Genomic DNA, 18,586 nt, shown 5'->3' with positions numbered 1-18,586 from the left:
TAGATTCGTCACGAATGACTTTTCTAAGAAAGGAAGTAGTCTATGACCAGCGTAAAGTTCAATCAGTTGTTGGACTTCGCAATACTGCCCGCTCAGGAAAAGATAGTGGATAAAAGGTGGCCTGATGACAGCTCGAGATGGATTAAAACGAAGCGCGTCAAAGGCCTATGTTGGCCGTACCGGATGGCAAAAGAATTGGGCTGGACCATTTACTGTCCGGTCGACATTGATATTCAGCCCGTAAAGGAAATCCAAACTTCCATTCAGGATCCCACAGATTTTGCCCGTCTTAAGCATATGGTTCCCATGGAGGATTGGGCACATAAAAATGATGTCGTCATCGGCATTTCGCCCGCAGGTTGGTATAAAATCCACGAATACAAGTACAACGGACTTTATTATCCGATGCTGCTTCCGAATGGAGAAGGTACATTTGAATGGAGGCAAGGTTGGAGTGTAGAGATCCCAAAACAACATTTCATCCTTATACAACCACTCGAAACGCAAGACGGGAGATTCGCCATCTATCCTGGAATGCTTCATGGCCCGACATTGGCAAGAGTTCAGGAGAGAATAGGCTTGCCACTGGCGTTCGAACCCTTGAAGGAATGTCGGATCCAAAGAGGAGAGCCACTAGCTAAGCTTCTAGTGCTCCCCATGTCGGTTCTTTCTATTAAGAGTGAAATATCTATATCAAATACAGATGAAAATCCAGGTTAAGTGATCGCTACGATTGTGAACGTTACTCCTACGTTGTTGATTGGAAACAAAGAAGTATTAACAAGATTCAGCACGCTATCTGGTCCCGGTGGAGTGGTAACAATCATCGTCCCTGACGTATGGATGCCAACTGGCGAATTCGGAGGGGCTGAAACAAAGCTGAATTGGATTTCGGTGCCGTTCAATGTCAATATGAATTGTATGGATGAAGATTGCGGTAATGTGATTGTTATTTCCGATGCTTCCCAATTGACCAGATAGCTGTGTCCGCCTGCAAGCAAGATGTCTGGCGAAGGAGGCGTCTGAGAGATCAATGTCCCACTAATAACTGGAGCCATATTAAATGGAACGGTTCCTCCCGATGGGACCGGCGACGGAAGAAAACCACCATCAATTACGGCAAAATTGGAAGTGATCAGAGGTCCTGTGGCCCCCGTAACACCAGCAGCGCCCGTTGCCCCAGTAGCCCCCGTAACACCAGCAGCGCCCGTTGCCCCAGTAGCCCCCGTAACACCAGCAGCGCCCGTTGCCCCAGTAGCCCCCGTAACACCAGCAGCGCCTGTGGCCCCCGTAGCCCCCGTAGCCCCCGTAGCGCCAGTAGCGCCAGCGGCACCTCCTGTAGGCCCTGTAGGCCCGGTGGGGCCTAATAAAGACGGAGCTGCCAATACACTTTCTAATTTGGATTGCAGCAAAAATTCTTTTTTCGTTAAATCATTGATTGTCCCTCGGACGCTCTCGTTGATAAGAAGCAGGTCACTTATACTAGCTGGTGGTGAGGTTACGCCCGGTAATGTGCCGAGAGCAAATTGGATTTTTTCCCCTTCCGCATTAATAATATGGCTTAAGCCTAATTCCTCCAATGCGATTGAGGATAGAAGCAAGTTTAGAGCGTCATCTCTTGTTACGGATATAAGCGGTGTAATATTAGGAATGTTGGATTGTGACATGATGTTCCTCCTTTATTTGTAATTTTGTGATACCACTATATGTATATGGAGTATGTCGGTAATTGCAACAGCTTGAACCTAGTAGGGTAACTCAAGATCTTCTACGACAAAGCTGAAGCTCTGCAAGTATGCTAGACGTCGCTCGATCTATGATCTGTTCTCGCTTTCCTCTAAAAATCTATTACTAGCGATCGTATCATCGCCGCGAAGCATACGTTTCTTGAAGGCAGCAATGATTCCCGATCCACCAGCCAACATAAATATAAAAGCGCAGACTACTCTGTATTCAGAGCGGTCTGCGCATGTGTGCTGATAGAGATTCGATTGCGGAATACCTACTTCAATAGGCTTCAATATTTAGATGATTCATGGGTTAGGCTTCGCGATACAATGGAATGTCCGTGGTCAGTCTGCGAACACCAATTTCGACGAGCTTATAAGCATCTTCCAGTCTGCGAACGGTCCAGACACCAAGGCCTACACCGGCTGCTTGCGTCTCGGCGACGAGCTGCGGATGCTCCAAGACTGTTGACAACTGGATCAGAAGTGTAGCATTTCCCAGCTCAGCTACTGCCTTCAGATCAACAAGCTCGCTTGACAAGAGCGCAAGCTCAATGTCGCTGTTTAGGCTGCGTAATATACGTAAATTGTCTGGGTAGAAAGAAATAAACATCGTGCGTTCTGTCATATCATATTGATTCAATAGATGAAGGATGGCGCGAAGTTCCTCTTCTGTATTATGTTCTTTCAATTCCAGCTGAAGGCCAACTTTTCCCCCGCATAATTCAAGCACTTCTTCCAGCAGTGGAACACCGCATCCAGCGAACTCTGGGTTGAACTTCTTGCCTGCATCCACCTGCTGAAGCTCAGCTACCGTCTTCTCCCGGATGCGTCCTGTGCCCGTTGTTGTTCGATCGAGTGTATCGTCGTGGATGACGACGGGAATGCCGTCTTTCGAATGATGTACGTCGATTTCTAACGTATCGGCGCCCATTTGAATGGAACGGCGGAATGCCGCCATCGTATTCTCGGGATGCACCGCTGCATAGCCACGGTGAGCGACAATTTCAACATCATTGAACAGTGCGTTGGAACTCATGATAATCCTCCTCATTATAGCGAACATGATAGCGAATGTGATGATAACTGCGTTATCATGTATCATAGGATCCGTATGTAAGTATGTGTGCATGCGGAATTGACTCCGATTATACTTGATACATGATGGAAGAACAATGGAGATTTTATAACGGTTACGTGTTGTTCTTGTAAATATATACGCAGCTGAAGGAGAAAAATGGACATGAATTATGAGGAAAAGAGTTGGTCAATTTCTTTTTGGGGGACAGGAGACTCCATGGGGGTTCCACGAGTATATTGCGACTGTGAGGTGTGCAGAGAGGCGCGTGAGGAAGGACAGAACCGCCGTTATCGTTCCTCTGTTGTGATTGAACGAGCTGACGAACGGCTTCTCATCGACTGCGGGCCGGATTGGACAGGCCAGATGGAACGTGCAGGCTTGTTCTGGATAGATGATATCCTCATCACCCATGCGCATCAGGATCATATCGCAGGGCTCCCCGCATATGCGGATGCATGCCGCTGGCTGGATCGACAAGGGCATGTCATTGCTCCCGCAGAGGTGAATCAATTGATTCGAACGATGTATCCATGGCTTGAGCGGTTCATCCAATTCGAAGATATCGAGCAGACATGGCAGTGGCGGGACTGGTTCATTCAACCGATCCGGGTCAATCATGGCAAGAATGGCTATTCCTACGCCTATCGCTTTGATCGGCTTCAAGCCGTCTCGAAAATGGAGGAACCGTATTCGGCAGCGGAGAGGCAGGAATTAGAAGGGAATGAAGACTCCGCGAATGCGGAATCAGCTGCGTTGAATAGTTGGTTATATGCTTCGGATGCAATTGGGCTAGGCGCTCAGGAACGTCAATTTTTCCGCGATCTCGATCTTCTTATATTGGGAACGAATTTTTATCACGAACAGGCAGCCTATGAGACCCGTTCTGTATACGACATGGTCGAAGCGATGGAGCTGCTGCAAGATATTTGTCCGAAGCTGGCCATATTTACGCATATGTCCCACGACATTGATTTCCGTACAAGCTATGAGCTGCCTGCGAATGTGGCGTTGGCTCGGACAGGAATGCGAGTGGAAGGGTAACCGAGGTTACCCTTTTTTGCTAGAGAGGTACGACGCTCATCTGCTGATCTTCAAATATCCGCTTGGCTGTAAATATGGCATTGAGGACGCGGGGGAATCCGGTATATGGAACACAATGAATCATCGCTTCAATGATTTCGTTAGGGGTTAGACCGACATGAAGTGCTGCTCGAATATGGACATGTAACTGCGGCTCGCATCCGCCTTGAGTAGTAAGGGATGCAAGTGTGATGAGCTGACGCTGCTTCAAATCTAGCCCCTCACGAGAATAAATGTCTCCAAATGCAAATTCAATAATATATTGACCAAGCTCAGGGGCAATCCCGCTCAAGGATTCAATCACATGCTCGCCTGCCTCGCCATCTACTTCCTTCAACCTGTCCCAGCCTCGTTGATAACGCTCAGTTGCCACTTTTTCTTCATTATCCACATTCATCATTGGGAAGTCCTCCTTTAAGATAGATAATCCAATCGTATTGGAATGCACTGCATGAATGACATGCTACACATTAGAGTGCGCTCTATAGCAAGCCTTTTTTTCGGTGTTGGGTGGCGTGATATAATGTTCCATTATGAAAACCTATTTTACGATCCAACAAATTGCGGATAAGACAGGACTGTCCGTACATACGTTGCGCTACTACGAAAAGATTGAGTTGCTGACAGAAGTGCAGCGCGATGCAAATGGCTACCGGCAGTATACGGAATCGGACATAGCGTGGATTCATTTCCTGCTCCGATTGCGTGCGACAGGCATGCCAATCAGGGAGATGCAGCAGTTTTCTCATTTGCGAAGCAGAGGGGATTCCACGATACGTGCACGACGTGCGTTATTGGAGGAACATCAAGAGCAGGTTATGGCACAAGTTAAGGAGTTGCAGGAGCATCTACAAAAGATTGAATCCAAAATTGAGTATTATAAGCAACTAGAGGGGATCCAAACGGAGTAATCGTTGCACGATTGAACGCATTTTGATTTGTATCTTTATACGCATTGGTATGGAAAAGGGGATAAAAAAGCGCCGCTTCCTGCAGACAAGCTTGTCTGTACGGAAGCGGCGCTTCATTAGGTACGATTAGTTCGCGCTGTCACGATTCAGGATGAACTTCTCTATGACATGACGTACTCCTTCATCATTGTTGCTCTCTGTTACATAATCGGCAATCGTCTTAAGTGAATCAACGGCATTCCCCATCGCAACACCGAGTCCAGCCGTCTCGATCAGATCATGGTCATTCCATGAATCTCCGATACCGATCGTCTCTTCCAAGCTGCAGCCGAAGTGTTCCGCCAAATGGCGCAATGCGCTTCCCTTCGTGCCCTCATAATGGGTAACCTCTAAGAAATGAGGCTTCGACTTTGTAATATGAACCTCTGATCCCAGCAATTCCTTCAGTTCTTCTGCGACACGATCCAGTCGATCCGGTTCGTCGATCATGAGCATCTTCGTGGAAGGGGAAGCGAGCAGACGATCAAAGTCAGGTTCTATGAAATAAGGAATGCGGCTCAAGTTCGCGTAGTCAATCAGCTTTTGATTTTCTTCGCGAGCGTACAGCTTGTCATCAATGTACAACTGCAGATGGATATTGTGCTCGTCACAGTAGCGAAGCAGCTTAAGCGCAGCATCGCGCGGCACTGCACGCTCGTAGAGTACTTCACCGTCCATTACGTTCTTCACCAGAGAGCCTTGATACGTAATGAGAGGCACATTTAGACCTGTCTGCAGGGCAATGTTATGAGCAGAAGCATACATGCGTCCTGTTGCAAGTGTAACGGTAACGCCTTGTTGAACGGCGAGCTCCAATGCACGCTTCGTGCCGGGAGTTACCTGCTTGTCATCATTAATCAACGTGTCGTCTACATCAATTGCGATAAGTTTATACATGGGTTATGAGTTTCTCTCCTATCTATGCAGCACATATTCATGTACTGGTAATAGGGGCTCGTCACATTTTTATCCACGAACACCCGTATTTCTCTCTACTTCTATTGTACAGCATGTCCGCTCCATTTCAATTCGGCAACGATCATTCCAATAAAAATAAGCCCACATCCCGCAAGCGCCCATCCTCCCAGCGCTTCTCCGGCAAAGGTTACGCCCGTAATGGCGGCAAATACCGGTTCCATCGCAAATAAAATCGCAACGCGTGTCGCGGAGGTATATTTCTGACACCAAGTCTGCGCCCAGAAGGCAAACGCGGTCGAGAGCCCAATGGATATAGCAAGTGCGAACAGCACCTTCGGTTCCGATAAGGCTTGCCCGAGCAATCTCATTGTTAGCTGCGGTTCGAAGATGGCCGAACTAATACCAGATAGAATGCCGACAGTCATAAGCTGTACCGTAACAAGCGGCAGTGTATCATGCTGCGATGCGAAACGGCCTGTCAGGGCGATATGCATGGCGAAGCCGACAGCGCAGAGCAGCACGAGTCCGTCTCCCTTATTCCACTCAGCCGTTCCACCGTTGAAGGCGAGCAAATACAGCCCGCAAAGAGCAAGCAGTGCGGAGATCCAAGTTGGGAGCGTCAGCCGCTGCTTCGACAGCCATAAGGTAATGAAAGGAACCAGCACAACCGATAGACCCGTTAGAAATCCGGTGTTGGTTGTCGTTGTGTATAACAGTCCAATGGTCTGAAACGCATATGCGGAAAATAACCATAAGCCAAGTATCCCGCCGTGAAGAAGCAGTCGCTTGTTCAGGAAGATAGTCAAGGTGCGTCTTGTAAAAAGCAGAACGACTGCAAACAGCAGTCCAGCGCATGCAAAGCGAATTGCATTAAAGGCAAGAGGGGGCAACGTATGGACAGCATGCTGAACAACAAGAAACGTACTGCCCCAAATCAATGCAACAAGCAAGAGACATACATCGGCCAACCATGTGCGTTTCATGATGAGTAAAATAGACTCCCTTCCCACTTTCAAATATTTTACTCTTATCATGTAAGAAAGAGCGCATGCTGTAAAGCACAGTTTTCAATGATCTATCCTTTACATCCTTCATTTTCCATGCTAAATTGGAGTAAGAATCCGAAATGCGGTAGAAATATTGGATGATTATTTCTAACCTATGGGAGTTGGAAACGATGAAGGTAGAGGAAACGAACAAAAGAGTAGAGAAGCTTGCTGAACAACTGCAAGGAAATTTGATTGTATCGTGTCAGGCGTATCCAGGGGAAGCGTTGTATGGAAGCGATATGATGGTGCGCATGGCCTTAGCAGCCGTGAATGGCGGTGCTGCCGGAATTCGCAGCAATTCGCCGCAAGATGTTGCAGCGATTAAGGAAGCGATTCGCATTCCGGTTATCGGAATATGGAAGAAGGAATATCCGGGTTCTAACGTATATATAACTCCGACTCTTGCGGATGTTGAAGTGATGATTGCTGCCGGCGCTGACATGGTCGCGCTTGATGCCACGATGCAGCCGCGTCCATCGGGTGAAACGCTTGAATACATTGTAAACGTTATCAAAACAAAATATGACATCCCCTTGATGGCGGATATTTCAACTTATGAGGAAGGGATTCGCGCGGCGGAGTTGGGTTTTGATTTTATTTCTACGACATTATCAGGTTATACGCCCTATAGCGTGCAGCAGAAGGAGCCGGATATGGAGCTGATCAAGCGGCTGGCCGCAGCAGTGTCAACGCCGATCATCGCGGAAGGACGCATCCATACACCAGAGCAGGCGGAGGAAGCCTTGAGAAATGGCGCATTCTCCGTTGTAGTGGGCACGGCCATTACACGTCCGCATACGCTTACCAGTTCATTTGTTTCCAAGATAAAAGGGGGGCAAGTCCCCGTCCAAGCAGCGATGTCGGGCTCGGTCATCCCTGTGATTGCTCAGAATCAGGATGGGAATGAACCTGCCAGCAAGGGAGAGGCGTTATCATGACAGACGCAGTGAACAGTCATGAATCTGTCGTCATCGCTATTGATATTGGTGGAACGAATATAAAGAGCGGCATTGTAGATAAACAGGGAAATGTACTTCATTCCCGTACCATTCCTACAGAGGCTATGCTTGGACGAGACGAACTGCTGAACAAGCTGAAGCAGCTTATTCATTATTATCGGAGTGAGGCGGCACAGAATCAGTGGGCAGTAGAAGGCATTGGTATAGGTTCCGCAGGCTATATTCACCGCGATGGGCATGTGGCTTATGCGACGGATAATTTGCCGGGTTGGAGCGGGACTCCTGTTCAAGAATTGCTTCATGAAGCGACGGGTGTGCCGGTTCGCGTCATTAACGATGTGCATGCAATCGCCCTCGGGGAGAGCTGGAAGGGCGCAGGCAGAGGCATGGATCAATTCGTCTGCGTCGCGCTCGGTACAGGAATTGGAGGTGCGATTATTGAAGAGGGTGCACTCTATGGCGGGGCTGATGGCCATGCGGGTGGATTCGGGCACTTCATCGTGCAGATGGATGGCGAGCCTTGTACTTGTGGATTGATCGGTTGTTGGGAGCAGTATGCTTCTGTAAATGCCTTGAAGCGGATGATTAGAGAGAAGATTACTTCTCTTGAAGGCAGTTCTTCTGCGGCATCAATATTGCCTCAATGTGAGGAGAAGCCAGAGGCTTGGTTCGCAGCGGCACGTAGTGGCAATCTGGCAGCAAATGAGGTCATTACCCAATATATTCGAAACATCGCAGTTGGGCTTGTGACGCTGCAGCATGTGCTCAATAGTCGTCGATTTGTATTAGGTGGAGCTGTTATCGGACAAGGGGCATGGCTGCTTGAAGCAATTAAGGAAGAGATGCGCAAGATGTGCATGCCTGCATATTGGGGAGATGGTGTGGAACTCCATGCTGCTGAAATGGGTGAGCATGCTGGGGTAGTCGGAGCTGCCAACTGTATTTGGACGGAGCTTCATTCGACCCAACCTTCCGACCATTTTTCTGTAATCTAGTCTACTTCTAACTTGCATAATAAATCGATCGTAATAAGCGGCAATAGCAGGACGTGAACTGTCTGTTTGCCGCTATTTTATCGTGTTCTTACCAATGAATCGAAGCAGTTCACGTCGGGGACTGTATGGTATAGTGACCCTGTTTGAGCTATCACTAAGTAAGAGCGCTTTCATTATTTTGTTATCAACATGTTGATTTTTTAATCGTTCCATTAGATGATAAGGCTAGTTCGAATTTCCCTGTGAATGGGTTGTGCATGATGACTTTGGTGTAAGCACCGACCACTGACGTCGTGGATGGCTGTTAATCGGATGGTGAATGAGGCATGTGGAATCTTGCCTAGTACGATCAATACATCGATTGAACCGATGAACTATGAGTGAGGGAAGTCCGAACAATAGGATTGTGTCAGTAGTTGTGAGCTGGCATGGAAATAAACAAATCCGGCACAAGATACGCTATAGAGTGCCGCATCATACGGATTGAAATACATAAAGAAGTTAGGGGGAATCATGAGATGGTCGCAGGTGAACATACCAATACACTGCTGCTGATTAGAAGTCTCTATCCGTCACTGACGAAGACGGAGAAGAAAATAGCAGACTATGTATTGAAAAATGCCGAATCGGTGCTATATGCGACAGTTACGGATTTAGCGGAGCGAGCAAGTGCGGGCGAGACTTCTGTTCTGCGTTTTTGTCGTAATCTGGGTTTTAAGAGCTACCAAGATTTCAAGCTATCCTTGGCTAAAGATCTGGTATCGCCACTGAAACATGAAGATAGTGAGATTGTTGAGAGTGATGACTTGGCTGTTGTAGCGAAGAAAATGACACTGGAGAATGTTGCCTCGCTTGAACATACGCTATCCTTGCTGAATATGGAGGAACTGAATAAGGCGGTCGATGCCATCGTGAAGGCGAAGCGCCTGTTCTTCATGGGGGTAGGCTCGTCCGCTATGACAGCGATGGATGCACAGTATCGCTTTATGCGGCTTGGCTACACTGGGGAAGCGATAACAGATCCGCACGTGATGGCGATGAATGCGGTACTTATGACCGAAGAAGATGTCGTATTCGGCATATCAACATCAGGCAGTACGAAGGATTTGGTGGACACGATTCGATTGGCGAAGGAGAATGGCGTATTTTTCATTTGCTTGACGAGCCATGCGAAGTCCCCTATTACGAAATATGCAGACTCCATTCTGCTGATCAAATCCAAGGAGACACCTCTTGAGGGTGGGGCCTTTTCATCGAAAATTGCACAAATCCATGTCCTCGATATTCTGTCGACGGCTGTTGCCTTACAAGATAAGGAGAAGGCATACAAGGCAATTCAACAAACGGCCAAGTCCGTATTGGACAAGCTATACTAAGCTTATGAGCTTCAGTGCTTTATGACTTTGATAAGACATACCAGTAGTCTGAATGGGATCGGGCGACGCCCGGTATATTTCGCGTTACATAACGAAGAGGCGTTCTCATCAAGAGAGGACGCCTCTATCTGCTTCACGGACTATTCCTGCAGCATAAGCAGCCCGACAAAGTCATCTTTGCTAATGTTGCCGAGGTAATGATTAATGTCCATATCTCCAATTGCCTCGGAGACGGCTTGTTCCTCATAGCGAACTCCTTGGAGCCGTTCCTCAATATCACTTACCTCGCCGATTCCGAAGAAGTCCCCGTATATCTTCATTGATTGAATCACACCATCCGCTACATCCAATCGTACATCGACGATTCCGGCAGGGAATTTCTTCGTATGCTCCACATTGAACTTCGGAGAGTGGCCATAGTTCCAATCCCAGTTCTGGTAGCGTTCCTCGGAGATTCGATGAATAATCTCCCAATCCTGCTCAGTCAACACATACTGCGGAACTTGATCCGCTTCGATACCGAAGATGTGGTGCAGAATCGAAGCCTTGAATTCTTCAATGGTCATTGGCTCCTTCAAGTACTCCGCTATATTGGCAACACGGGAGCGCACAGACTTCGTGCCCTTGGATTCGATTTTGATTTGGCGCACCTTCAGTGCAGATGCGACATGTTCCATTTCCGAATTGAACAGCAGCGTTCCATGGCTAAACATGCGGCCACGGGTAGCGAACTGGGCGTTTCCTGAAATTTTGCGCTCCCCAACTTGGATATCATTGCGTCCAGTCAGATCGGCATTCACGCCGAGAGCGTGCAAGGTGTCGATAACAGGCTGGGTGAATTTGCGGAAGTTATGGAAGGACTCACCGTCATCCTTAGTAATGAAGCTGAAGTTCAAGTTGCCTGTATCATGATATACAGCTCCACCGCCAGAAAGGCGACGCACAACATGAATGTTGTTATCTTTCACGTACTCGGCATTGATTTCTTCGATTGTATTTTGGTTTCTACCTATAATGATCGATGGCTCATTGATATAGAATAGAAGATAGCTGTCTTCCTCAAGCGGCAAATGCTTCAATACGAATTCCTCGATTGCAAGATTGATCCGCGGGTCTGTTATGCCTTGATTATCAATAAACTTCATAGCTTGTCCGTCTCCTTCATGTAGAAGCTGTTGGTGCATATAGTTCTATTGTATACGATTTGCAAGAGAATACAAAATAGATTTGATATTGATAATCGTTATCATAGATGATATGATGTGAAGTAACAAAGACGGTTACAATGCAACCTATTGAGGGGGACTTCAGAATGTCAATTGCTTCAATTATTCGAGAACGTAGAAGTATACATGAATTCAACGACAAGCCTGTTGATCGCAGCCTGGTGCTGCAGCTGTTGAATGACGCAGTATGGGCACCGAACCACGGACTGCGTGAGCCTTGGCGCTTCATATATGCGGAAGGAGAAGGAAAGGCGCGTATTATGAACGGACTTCTTACCATTCTAGATAAGACTAAGCTAAGAGATGCAACGCCAGAGCAACGCCAGAAGTTCGAGGAGCATTTGATGCATGTCCCTGCTTATTTGCATGTGGTTATGCCTGAAGACCCTCGTCCGAATATTTGGCAAGAGGATTTGGAAGCGGTGAGCGCTCTGATTCAGAACTTCCAGCTGCTTGGATGGGAACATGGTCTTGGCATGCTGTGGCATACAGGCGACTATATCTACAACAAGCAATATCGTGAGATGGTTGGCGTACAACCAGGCGAGAAGCTTGTCGGGGTAATCCGCATCGGCTACTTTGACGATGCGCCGAAGGCTCGCCCGCGTACGAGTGCGGAGCAACTCTTCACTGTAATCGATCAATAAAGGAGGATGGCCAGTGCAACTGGCTCTGTCCTAACAATAAGGAGTGCCTCGCAGCGTATGCTGATCGGGCACTCCTTATCTTTTGTATCACGGATAGTAATATTCACGAAGTAAACGGTTACATGATCAAGGATGATCTAATGGATCCGCCTTGATAAAACGATGGTACAGCATTAATTCCAAGGAGTGCTTGATCACCCACGCAGCCAGCAGCACACAGACAAGCAAATGAGCGCATACGAGCGGAGACAGCAATAGGGTGCGTGTATCCGATACATATATTAAATAGGCCGCACAGCAAGCTACAGCAAGGACGAGAAAGAGTAGGCTGAACTGATTGGCCTGCATGGATACAGAACGAGCAAGCTCCTTGTCCTCGGCCTCATCCTTGGACATAAAATTGATAAAGTGCATAACGACTTGAACGACGACGGCAATTCCGAACACGTTCCGGGCAAGGGCCATCATTTCCGTGCTGTATAATCCAATGTCTCCCTTGAGTCGAAATAGAATTGCAGCGTAATAGATGGTGACAATGATGGCGGCGCCGAGAGTAGCCCATGATGTCTTGTGATGCACCGACATAATCATCCCTCCTCATCCATGACATATCACACCTGTTAAGATGTGTGGTGCAACAAGATTATACAGCAATTAACAGAAGTGTTACAGTGTGCGATTGACCAATGTTTTTTGGCATTTCGTAATAAAACCTTTGCAATTCCACTATAATTGCTTGCGAATCGCACCGCAACGCCCGTAGTGAACGGAAGAACTGCACATATTTACTGGAAAATTCGTTTGACGAACATTGCTCTGTTACGCATAATGGACGAGTAGAAACGATTCCATATTGGAAAGCTCCGGTTCGTGGAGCTAGCAGTACATAGATATTTTCAACCTTTGGACAAATCCAATTGACATCATTGGGAGGCAGACAGCAATGGGCACAATTGAACGATTCGGGCATGGTGGGGATGTGTGGACGGCTGCGGACGCGTTCGGCGTCGATCGTAAGGCACTGCTGGACTTCAGTGCGAATATTAATCCGCTTGGACCGCCTTCGGCTGTTATAGATCGTCTGGGGCGCGAAATGATGCCGTCAATCGTTCATTATCCGGATCCTGGACATCGACAGATGAAGAAGCTCTTAGCTGCGAGGTTAGGGGTCGACGAGGCACTGATTAGCATCGGCAACGGGGCTGCAGAGTGCATGGCGCTGCTGTTGCTGGCGATTCGGCCTAAACGGGTTGGCGTAATTGCCCCTTGTTTCTCTGAATATGAGACACTGTCGCGCAAGTTCGGAGCAGAAGTGATGCATAGGGTTGGCAGTGAGGATAACGACTTCCGTGCTACCGAGTCTCAACTGACAGAGCTTATCGAGCAGGCGGATGTCGTATTTATCGGCCACCCGAACAACCCGAATGGTGCATTATATGATCGCATGCTGCTGGGAAGACTTGCAGCCTTAGCAGAAGTTGCTTCTACGATTCTCGTAATCGATGAAGCTTTTATTGACTTTGCGAATGAAGAGGAGCATTCCTTGATTCCATTCGTTCATCGATGCTCGAATCTTATTGTACTTCGTTCACTTACGAAGTTCTATGCGATTCCTGGATTACGTCTCGGGTACGCAATCGCCCAGCCGCAGCATATTGCGGCGATGTCGGCTATGCAGGTGGCATGGAGTGTCAATGGCTTGGCACTAGCGGCAGGGGAGGCCCTACTGACGGACGAGCAAGCGGATCAATACGCGGCTTCAACACGAGCTCTCATCGATGAAGAACGGGCTGTTCTGCGTCAGCAGCTGCACATGTTAGGCATTCGAACATGGCCAAGCGTAGCGAATTTCCTATTATGCAGATCTCCAGAAGGGTGGACGGCGAAGTCGCTTCAGGCCGAATTATGCCGCTCTGGCATTCTCATTCGCAATTGCGACATGTATGTTGGACTGACGGAGAGAGACTTCCGATTGGCAGTCAAGGATCGCGCTGCGAATGCAATTGTGGCATCAGCCCTTGCAGCTGTGTTACAGTAGACAAACACAGAATGAAGGAGAAGTGGGATGCAGCCATATCGAGAGAGCAACTGTACCTATACATCTAGACATATTGCAGGAGTACATATTCGCTGGGAGGATGCTCTCATCGCTGTTGAACTTCCACAGATAGCGCCGATATGGAGCAGTGCTGTATTTCATGGAGGGCAATGGGCGGGCAATCGCATCTTGAATCAGATGGTTCATTATCAGTTCAATTGTGCAGATCCGATAGAGTATCTTCGTCTGACGTGTGTAGAGAAGGGGTACGCTCCGGAGCAGACCGTTGGGCTTATGACCGCTGCTAAGGTGAGCCATGCATCTGTTGCTGAGCAGGATGCGGATGAATGTTCGCTTCTGTGCGTAACGACTGCCGGAACGTCTAATGCGGCTCGTGCTGGGATGCCGCGGCGAGTATTCTCATCTTATGAACCATTGAAGCCAGGGACGATTAATTCCATTCTTATTATGGATGGCAAATTGTCTGATGCCGCGGTATGGAATGTGTTCATGACGGCAACGGAGGCCAAATGTGCGGCTCTGTCTGATCTGGGCATCTTAGATTCAGAGACGGGGCGCATTGCCACGGGGACGACGACAGATGCAATTGTATTTGCCGTGATAGACAGTGGACGATATGAACCTGTGCATTGCTATGCAGGTACAGCGACCACATTGGGTCATGCGGTCGGACAACTCGTTTATACTACCGTATATGAGTCTGTCAAGACCCAGCATGAAGCGTGACCGCTAAAAGATTGGAACAACCTACTAGGGTGGGAGACATATGACAGCAGCGTTCATCATAATAGCAGCATACATATGGGATCGGATTGTAGGCGATCCTCGGGCTATCCCGCATCCAGTCGTTGGGATAGGCAAAGGAATAAGCAGAGTAGAACGTGTTATACGCAGGATAAGTCCTTCCGAGCAGGCACTCAAGCCGCTAGGCATCCTGCTGCCGATTATCGTGGTAGGAGGGGCGTATGCGTCGACTTGGCTTATACTAACAGGACTATATCATGTTCATGAATATGTAGGATGGGTTGCCGAGGCATTGCTCATTGGAACGACAATTGCGGTAAAGGGACTGAAGGATGCAGGGATGGCTGTGTATCGGAGGCTGAAGGACCAGGACTTAGAGGGTGCACGGCGAGAAGTCGGCATGATTGTCGGCCGCGATACAGAGCAATTGGATGAACCGGAAGTCGTGCGCGCTACCGTCGAGACGGTAGCGGAGAACATAGTTGATGCGGTCATTTCGCCGCTATTCTTCGCACTTATCGGAGGCGCTCCGCTGGCTATGGCATATCGTGCGGTGAATACGCTCGATTCTATGGTCGGCTATAAAAATGAGAAATATCAGAATTTGGGCTGGGCATCTGCCCGCCTCGATGATATCGCCAACTGGATACCAGCACGGATCACTGCTGTGCTCATCACGCTGAGCGCTTGGATTCATCGGTATGATGCACGCAGGGCTTGGTCAATGGCGCTTCGAGATGCAAGCAAGCATCCAAGCCCGAATAGCGGGTGGGCAGAGGCAGCAGCAGCAGGTGCGCTTGGCATCAGGCTTGGCGGTTATAATGTGTATAAAGGAATACGTTCGTTCCGCGCTTATATGGGGGATATGAAGCAGCCTCTGCAAGCAGAGCATGTGCCTGCGGTATGCAGGCTGCTCGTAAGCAGCTCGACAGTCTTTGTTATTCTGGCAGGCCTGCTCCTATATGTGCGCGGAGGATGGCTTCTGTAGATGAATGGCGGATGAAGGAGTACAAATGGGATGACACGGACAACTAAATGGAATGCTCCCGCTATTCATCGGAACCGGCGTCGTTCAGGAGCATCGAAAAACAACAGGAAACGATTATTAATGACAAGACATATGTTACGAAAAAAGAGTCAAGCAAGCGGCAAAATTGTGCGCTTCGCACTTGTTCGTCATGGCTTGACGCAAGAGAATACGGAGCGGCGATATATTAGCTATTCGGATGTACCGCTATTGCCGGATTCAACAGAAGAGCTCCGAGCTCTTCGCCGAACATTGGCGCATCCATCACCGCTGCTATACACGAGCGATATGCGCCGCTGTCGCGACACGCTCGCCTATTTGCGTCCGCGTGACAGCATCCAAGCTGTGGAGGACACAAGGCTGCGAGAATATGACTTCGGTATGTGGGAAGGGTTAACCTACAATGACTTGAAGGAAGATCCACAGTATCGAAGATGGCTTGACGATTCATCAGCCATCCAGCCGCCGCGCGGGGAACCGTGGCAGTCCTTCTGTACGCGAACGGCGCATGTATGGTGGGAAGTGCTGCGCAATGCGCGTGATTCCTTCATCAGCAGCGGAAATCATATGGAACGGCAAGAGGGCGCTATCCGTCGTCGGCCGTACCATTCTTCGCCGCTGCCACGTGGACGTGTGCTGCGCAGCAAGACAAGCCGGATGCAGAGACAGTCATATGGAAGCGGGCCTAGTCCGCGGCCGGATGTTGTCATCGTCACACACGGGGGCGTCGTTCGTCGCTTATATACGCTGGCTTTCCCGCGGAAGTCATTCTGGGAAGCCGCTGCGCCAATCGGTGGCGGTGTTATGATTACGGCGAAGCGATGTGCCCGCAAATGGAAGTTCTTGCGAGCAGAACGGCTTCCAAGCAGATGATGACGTTTGTGTGTCAAAGCAGGTTCATTAGATGCACGCAATGATGTAATCTATTGCAACGCAGAGGCTTTTCCCCTATAATCAATTATCGAGTTTAGCACTTGGATGACGAAATGTATTCCATATTGAATAATCGTGATACTTCAGGTCCTTGGGTATGTATGCGGTACGGATCCATACGCGTTGCTCGGTAAGAGATACCGATGTATTGTATGGTCGATGCATATTCGAGGTTAATAGGGAAGCCGGTGTGAACCCGGCGCGGTCCCGCCACTGTGAATGGAGTGTTGCGCTCATGATGCCACTGTCGAATTCGTTAGTGTGTGCTGTATGAACCGCTATGGATGGGAAGGCGAGCTGCAACGTATTCTCCTAAGTCAGGAAACCTGCCTGAAGATGGACGAGCTGTATCCTTCGCGGAGAGGATCACGTCATTGGCGTAATGCATCAGGCAACATGGCAGCGCAGCTGCTTGCTTCCTGCTTCTAGGTGTCTGTTGAATATTGCGATAGATGACTTTGTGTTCCCCCGGATCGAAGGATCGGGGGTTTTTGCTGTATTTGGAAATGATTTCACATCCCATCAAGCACTTCGTTTGTACAAGGTAAACTGCAGTTCAATGCAATTGCACAGCACGAATGTATATCACAAATTCAGTCACAGTAGGATTTACAGCTCAGGTATATGCAAGTGCTCATTGACAACTGATACCGAATGGGGATGTACATACATTCTTACGGCAAGTGCAGCTTGCAGTGCATTATCGTTCGCATGGCGAAGGATGGAACCGCTTTACACCTGCACGGGTAGTACATGGTTAGAGACTAGGAAGAATGACGCGAGGGAGAGATTCTGACATGAACAAATGGCTGAACAAATCGGTAGCGGCGCTATTGGCGCTTATGCTTACAGTAGGACTGGCGGCTTGCGGCAATCAAGATGCGGCTAAGCCTGCTGAGAATAATACTGCACAGCAAGAGTCCAATGGCAATGGGGCTACAGAACAACCGAAGCAGGATGATCTAAAAACGACGTATCCGCTGACTGTTAAGGATGCAACGGGTGAAGAATTCACATTCGACAAAGCGCCAGAACGTATTGTGTCCGTGTCTCCAGCTGAGACAGAGTCCTTGTTCGCACTTGGATTGGATGCACAAATCGTTGGGGTGTCTGATTTTGATGATTATCCGGAAGCAGCGAAGTCCAAAGAGAAAATGGGCGGCATTACGAAGCCGAATGAAGAGGCAATTATTAAAGCTAAGCCGGACATCGTGTTCACAGGCATCTCGATGAAGGAGCCAGTTGTGAAGAAGTTCCGTGAGCTGGGCATTAAAATATTCAAGGTAGAACCAAAAACGTACGACGATGTGATTAAGAACATCGAATTGTATGGTCAAATTACGGATCAGCAAGCTAAAGCGAAGACGATTGTTGACAACATGAAGCAAGTGCGTGAAGATGTGAAGTCGGCCGTTCAAAGTGCGGAGAAGGAAAAGGTGTATATTGAATTCTCCCCAGGCTGGACAGTAGGCAGCGGCGAGTTCATGAACGAGCTGATTGAAATGGCAGGCGGCACGAACGTTGCGGCTGATTCAGCCGGCTGGATTCAAATTAACGAAGAGAACATTATTAAATCCAATCCGGATGTAATCATGTTCACGCAAGGTGTAGTGGACTCCGAGACGAACAAATCCTTGGAAGAAATTATTCGTGGACGCAGCGGTTGGAATAACATCAATGCAATTAAGAACAATCAAGTAATCGGTGTGGATCAGAACCTGATCAGCCGTCCGGGACCTCGTGTAGCTGACGGATTGAAGGCAGTTGCGAAGGCGGTTCATCCGGACTTGGTGAAATAATCATCGTGGAGAAATC

The 18,586-nt window shown here is 48.5% G+C and carries 19 protein-coding genes and 1 riboswitch; of the genes, 12 read left to right on the top strand and 7 right to left on the bottom strand.

Annotated features, from left to right (window positions below):
• Nucleotides 1-42 precede the first annotated feature (42 nt).
• The gene (locus M3661_RS20855) at nt 43-720 is read left to right on the top strand and encodes a hypothetical protein (protein ID WP_065292421.1); all 678 of its coding nucleotides are present in this window, start codon (nt 43-45) and stop codon (nt 718-720) included.
• Here M3661_RS20855 and M3661_RS20850 read toward each other — a convergent pair.
• Both M3661_RS20850 and M3661_RS20845 read right to left on the bottom strand, forming a co-directional pair.
• Nucleotides 717-1,667, bottom strand: a complete 951-nt coding sequence (locus M3661_RS20850) for an alpha-helical endospore appendage domain-containing protein (protein WP_251488230.1) — start codon at nt 1,665-1,667, stop codon at nt 717-719. The two genes, M3661_RS20855 and M3661_RS20850, sit on opposite strands and share 4 nt — an antisense overlap.
• A 373-nt stretch (nt 1,668-2,040) precedes the next feature.
• Nucleotides 2,041-2,766 (bottom strand): glycerophosphodiester phosphodiesterase, encoded by a 726-nt coding sequence (locus M3661_RS20845; RefSeq protein ID WP_251488228.1) that lies wholly within the window; start codon nt 2,764-2,766, stop codon nt 2,041-2,043.
• A 204-nt stretch (nt 2,767-2,970) separates the two neighbouring features.
• Here M3661_RS20845 and M3661_RS20840 point away from each other — a divergent pair, with 204 nt between their 5' ends.
• A complete protein-coding gene (locus M3661_RS20840; protein WP_251488225.1) occupies nt 2,971-3,849 on the top strand; it encodes an MBL fold metallo-hydrolase in 879 nt (292 codons plus the stop codon).
• A 19-nt stretch (nt 3,850-3,868) separates the two neighbouring features.
• On the opposite strand, the gene M3661_RS20835 is transcribed toward M3661_RS20840, so the two are convergent.
• The gene (locus M3661_RS20835; protein WP_251488222.1) at nt 3,869-4,288 is read right to left on the bottom strand and encodes a carboxymuconolactone decarboxylase family protein; all 420 of its coding nucleotides are present in this window, start codon (nt 4,286-4,288) and stop codon (nt 3,869-3,871) included.
• Nucleotides 4,289-4,421: 133 nt separating this feature from the next.
• Here M3661_RS20835 and M3661_RS20830 point away from each other — a divergent pair, with 133 nt between their 5' ends.
• Nucleotides 4,422-4,799, top strand: coding sequence for a MerR family transcriptional regulator (locus M3661_RS20830; RefSeq protein WP_251488219.1), 378 nt, complete (start codon nt 4,422-4,424; stop codon nt 4,797-4,799).
• Between the two features lie 126 nt (nt 4,800-4,925).
• On the opposite strand, the gene M3661_RS20825 is transcribed toward M3661_RS20830, so the two are convergent.
• A complete protein-coding gene (locus M3661_RS20825) occupies nt 4,926-5,735 on the bottom strand; it encodes a Cof-type HAD-IIB family hydrolase (protein WP_028531705.1) in 810 nt (269 codons plus the stop codon).
• Nucleotides 5,736-5,836: 101 nt separating this feature from the next.
• The gene (locus tag M3661_RS20820) at nt 5,837-6,739 is read right to left on the bottom strand and encodes a DMT family transporter (protein WP_251488216.1); all 903 of its coding nucleotides are present in this window, start codon (nt 6,737-6,739) and stop codon (nt 5,837-5,839) included.
• A gap of 194 nt (nt 6,740-6,933) precedes the next feature.
• Between M3661_RS20820 and M3661_RS20815 the strand changes: the two genes are divergently transcribed.
• The 3 genes from M3661_RS20815 to M3661_RS20805 all read left to right on the top strand — a co-directional run bounded on the left by M3661_RS20815 (nt 6,934) and on the right by M3661_RS20805 (nt 10,135).
• Nucleotides 6,934-7,743 (top strand): N-acetylmannosamine-6-phosphate 2-epimerase, encoded by an 810-nt coding sequence (locus tag M3661_RS20815; RefSeq protein ID WP_065292362.1) that lies wholly within the window; start codon nt 6,934-6,936, stop codon nt 7,741-7,743.
• Nucleotides 7,740-8,759 carry an ROK family protein gene (locus M3661_RS20810; protein ID WP_251488213.1) on the top strand — a complete coding sequence of 340 codons (1,020 nt, stop codon included), beginning with the start codon at nt 7,740-7,742 and terminating at the stop codon, nt 8,757-8,759. Before M3661_RS20815 ends, M3661_RS20810 begins: the two co-directional genes overlap by 4 nt.
• A gap of 518 nt (nt 8,760-9,277) precedes the next feature.
• Nucleotides 9,278-10,135, top strand: coding sequence for a MurR/RpiR family transcriptional regulator (locus M3661_RS20805; protein ID WP_065292364.1), 858 nt, complete (start codon nt 9,278-9,280; stop codon nt 10,133-10,135).
• A gap of 140 nt (nt 10,136-10,275) precedes the next feature.
• Here M3661_RS20805 and lplA read toward each other — a convergent pair whose 3' ends face one another.
• Complete coding sequence (gene lplA, locus M3661_RS20800) at nt 10,276-11,280, bottom strand: lipoate--protein ligase (RefSeq protein ID WP_065292365.1); 1,005 nt, start codon at nt 11,278-11,280, stop codon at nt 10,276-10,278.
• 167 nt (nt 11,281-11,447) lie between these two features.
• Here lplA and M3661_RS20795 point away from each other — a divergent pair, with 167 nt between their 5' ends.
• On the top strand, nt 11,448-12,008 hold the full coding sequence (locus tag M3661_RS20795; protein WP_065292366.1) for a nitroreductase family protein: 561 nt from the start codon (nt 11,448-11,450) through the stop codon (nt 12,006-12,008).
• 126 nt (nt 12,009-12,134) lie between these two features.
• Here M3661_RS20795 and M3661_RS20790 read toward each other — a convergent pair whose 3' ends face one another.
• Entirely contained in the window at nt 12,135-12,593 is a 459-nt protein-coding gene (locus tag M3661_RS20790) for a phosphatase (protein ID WP_065292367.1), read from the bottom strand.
• Nucleotides 12,594-12,951: 358 nt separating this feature from the next.
• Here M3661_RS20790 and cobD point away from each other — a divergent pair, with 358 nt between their 5' ends.
• The 5 genes from cobD to M3661_RS20765 all read left to right on the top strand — a co-directional run bounded on the left by cobD (nt 12,952) and on the right by M3661_RS20765 (nt 18,570).
• Nucleotides 12,952-14,046 (top strand): threonine-phosphate decarboxylase CobD, encoded by a 1,095-nt coding sequence (cobD, locus tag M3661_RS20785; protein ID WP_251488209.1) that lies wholly within the window; start codon nt 12,952-12,954, stop codon nt 14,044-14,046.
• 27 nt (nt 14,047-14,073) lie between these two features.
• Entirely contained in the window at nt 14,074-14,793 is a 720-nt protein-coding gene (locus M3661_RS20780) for an adenosylcobinamide amidohydrolase (RefSeq protein WP_065292369.1), read from the top strand.
• Between the two features lie 40 nt (nt 14,794-14,833).
• Entirely contained in the window at nt 14,834-15,799 is a 966-nt protein-coding gene (gene cbiB / locus M3661_RS20775; RefSeq protein WP_138187652.1) for an adenosylcobinamide-phosphate synthase CbiB, read from the top strand.
• 30 nt (nt 15,800-15,829) lie between these two features.
• Nucleotides 15,830-16,711: a histidine phosphatase family protein gene (locus M3661_RS20770; RefSeq protein ID WP_251488206.1), complete on the top strand. Its 882-nt coding sequence runs from the start codon at nt 15,830-15,832 to the stop codon at nt 16,709-16,711.
• Nucleotides 16,712-16,907: 196 nt separating this feature from the next.
• Nucleotides 16,908-17,119: riboswitch (cobalamin riboswitch) on the top strand.
• Nucleotides 17,120-17,568: 449 nt separating this feature from the next.
• The gene (locus M3661_RS20765) at nt 17,569-18,570 is read left to right on the top strand and encodes an ABC transporter substrate-binding protein (protein WP_251488203.1); all 1,002 of its coding nucleotides are present in this window, start codon (nt 17,569-17,571) and stop codon (nt 18,568-18,570) included.
• Nucleotides 18,571-18,586: the final 16 nt, after the last annotated feature.

The organism is Paenibacillus sp. MER 180 (assembly GCF_023713665.1).
GTDB classification, from domain to species: Bacteria; Bacillota; Bacilli; order Paenibacillales; family Paenibacillaceae; genus Paenibacillus_B; species Paenibacillus_B suaedae.
The sequence above is the reverse complement of the archived record's forward strand: the minus strand, read 5'-3'. Positions and strand labels throughout refer to the sequence as shown.

Bases quoted from the DNA above. Each gene is read 5' to 3' on its own strand.
- cbiB (WP_138187652.1), top strand. From the start codon at position 14,834: ATGACAGCAGCGTTCATCATAATAGCAGCATACATATGGGATCGGATT.
- lplA (WP_065292365.1), bottom strand. From the start codon at position 11,280: ATGAAGTTTATTGATAATCAAGGCATAACAGACCCGCGGATCAATCTT.
- M3661_RS20855 (WP_065292421.1), top strand. From the start codon at position 43: ATGACCAGCGTAAAGTTCAATCAGTTGTTGGACTTCGCAATACTGCCC.
- M3661_RS20850 (WP_251488230.1), bottom strand. From the start codon at position 1,667: ATGTCACAATCCAACATTCCTAATATTACACCGCTTATATCCGTAACA.
- M3661_RS20805 (WP_065292364.1), top strand. From the start codon at position 9,278: ATGGTCGCAGGTGAACATACCAATACACTGCTGCTGATTAGAAGTCTC.
- M3661_RS20795 (WP_065292366.1), top strand. From the start codon at position 11,448: ATGTCAATTGCTTCAATTATTCGAGAACGTAGAAGTATACATGAATTC.
- M3661_RS20810 (WP_251488213.1), top strand. From the start codon at position 7,740: ATGACAGACGCAGTGAACAGTCATGAATCTGTCGTCATCGCTATTGAT.
- cobD (WP_251488209.1), top strand. From the start codon at position 12,952: ATGGGCACAATTGAACGATTCGGGCATGGTGGGGATGTGTGGACGGCT.
- M3661_RS20765 (WP_251488203.1), top strand. From the start codon at position 17,569: ATGAACAAATGGCTGAACAAATCGGTAGCGGCGCTATTGGCGCTTATG.
- M3661_RS20840 (WP_251488225.1), top strand. From the start codon at position 2,971: ATGAATTATGAGGAAAAGAGTTGGTCAATTTCTTTTTGGGGGACAGGA.
- M3661_RS20835 (WP_251488222.1), bottom strand. From the start codon at position 4,288: ATGATGAATGTGGATAATGAAGAAAAAGTGGCAACTGAGCGTTATCAA.
- M3661_RS20770 (WP_251488206.1), top strand. From the start codon at position 15,830: ATGACACGGACAACTAAATGGAATGCTCCCGCTATTCATCGGAACCGG.
- M3661_RS20780 (WP_065292369.1), top strand. From the start codon at position 14,074: ATGCAGCCATATCGAGAGAGCAACTGTACCTATACATCTAGACATATT.
- M3661_RS20845 (WP_251488228.1), bottom strand. From the start codon at position 2,766: ATGAGTTCCAACGCACTGTTCAATGATGTTGAAATTGTCGCTCACCGT.
- M3661_RS20820 (WP_251488216.1), bottom strand. From the start codon at position 6,739: ATGAAACGCACATGGTTGGCCGATGTATGTCTCTTGCTTGTTGCATTG.
- M3661_RS20830 (WP_251488219.1), top strand. From the start codon at position 4,422: ATGAAAACCTATTTTACGATCCAACAAATTGCGGATAAGACAGGACTG.
- M3661_RS20825 (WP_028531705.1), bottom strand. From the start codon at position 5,735: ATGTATAAACTTATCGCAATTGATGTAGACGACACGTTGATTAATGAT.
- M3661_RS20790 (WP_065292367.1), bottom strand. From the start codon at position 12,593: ATGTCGGTGCATCACAAGACATCATGGGCTACTCTCGGCGCCGCCATC.
- M3661_RS20815 (WP_065292362.1), top strand. From the start codon at position 6,934: ATGAAGGTAGAGGAAACGAACAAAAGAGTAGAGAAGCTTGCTGAACAA.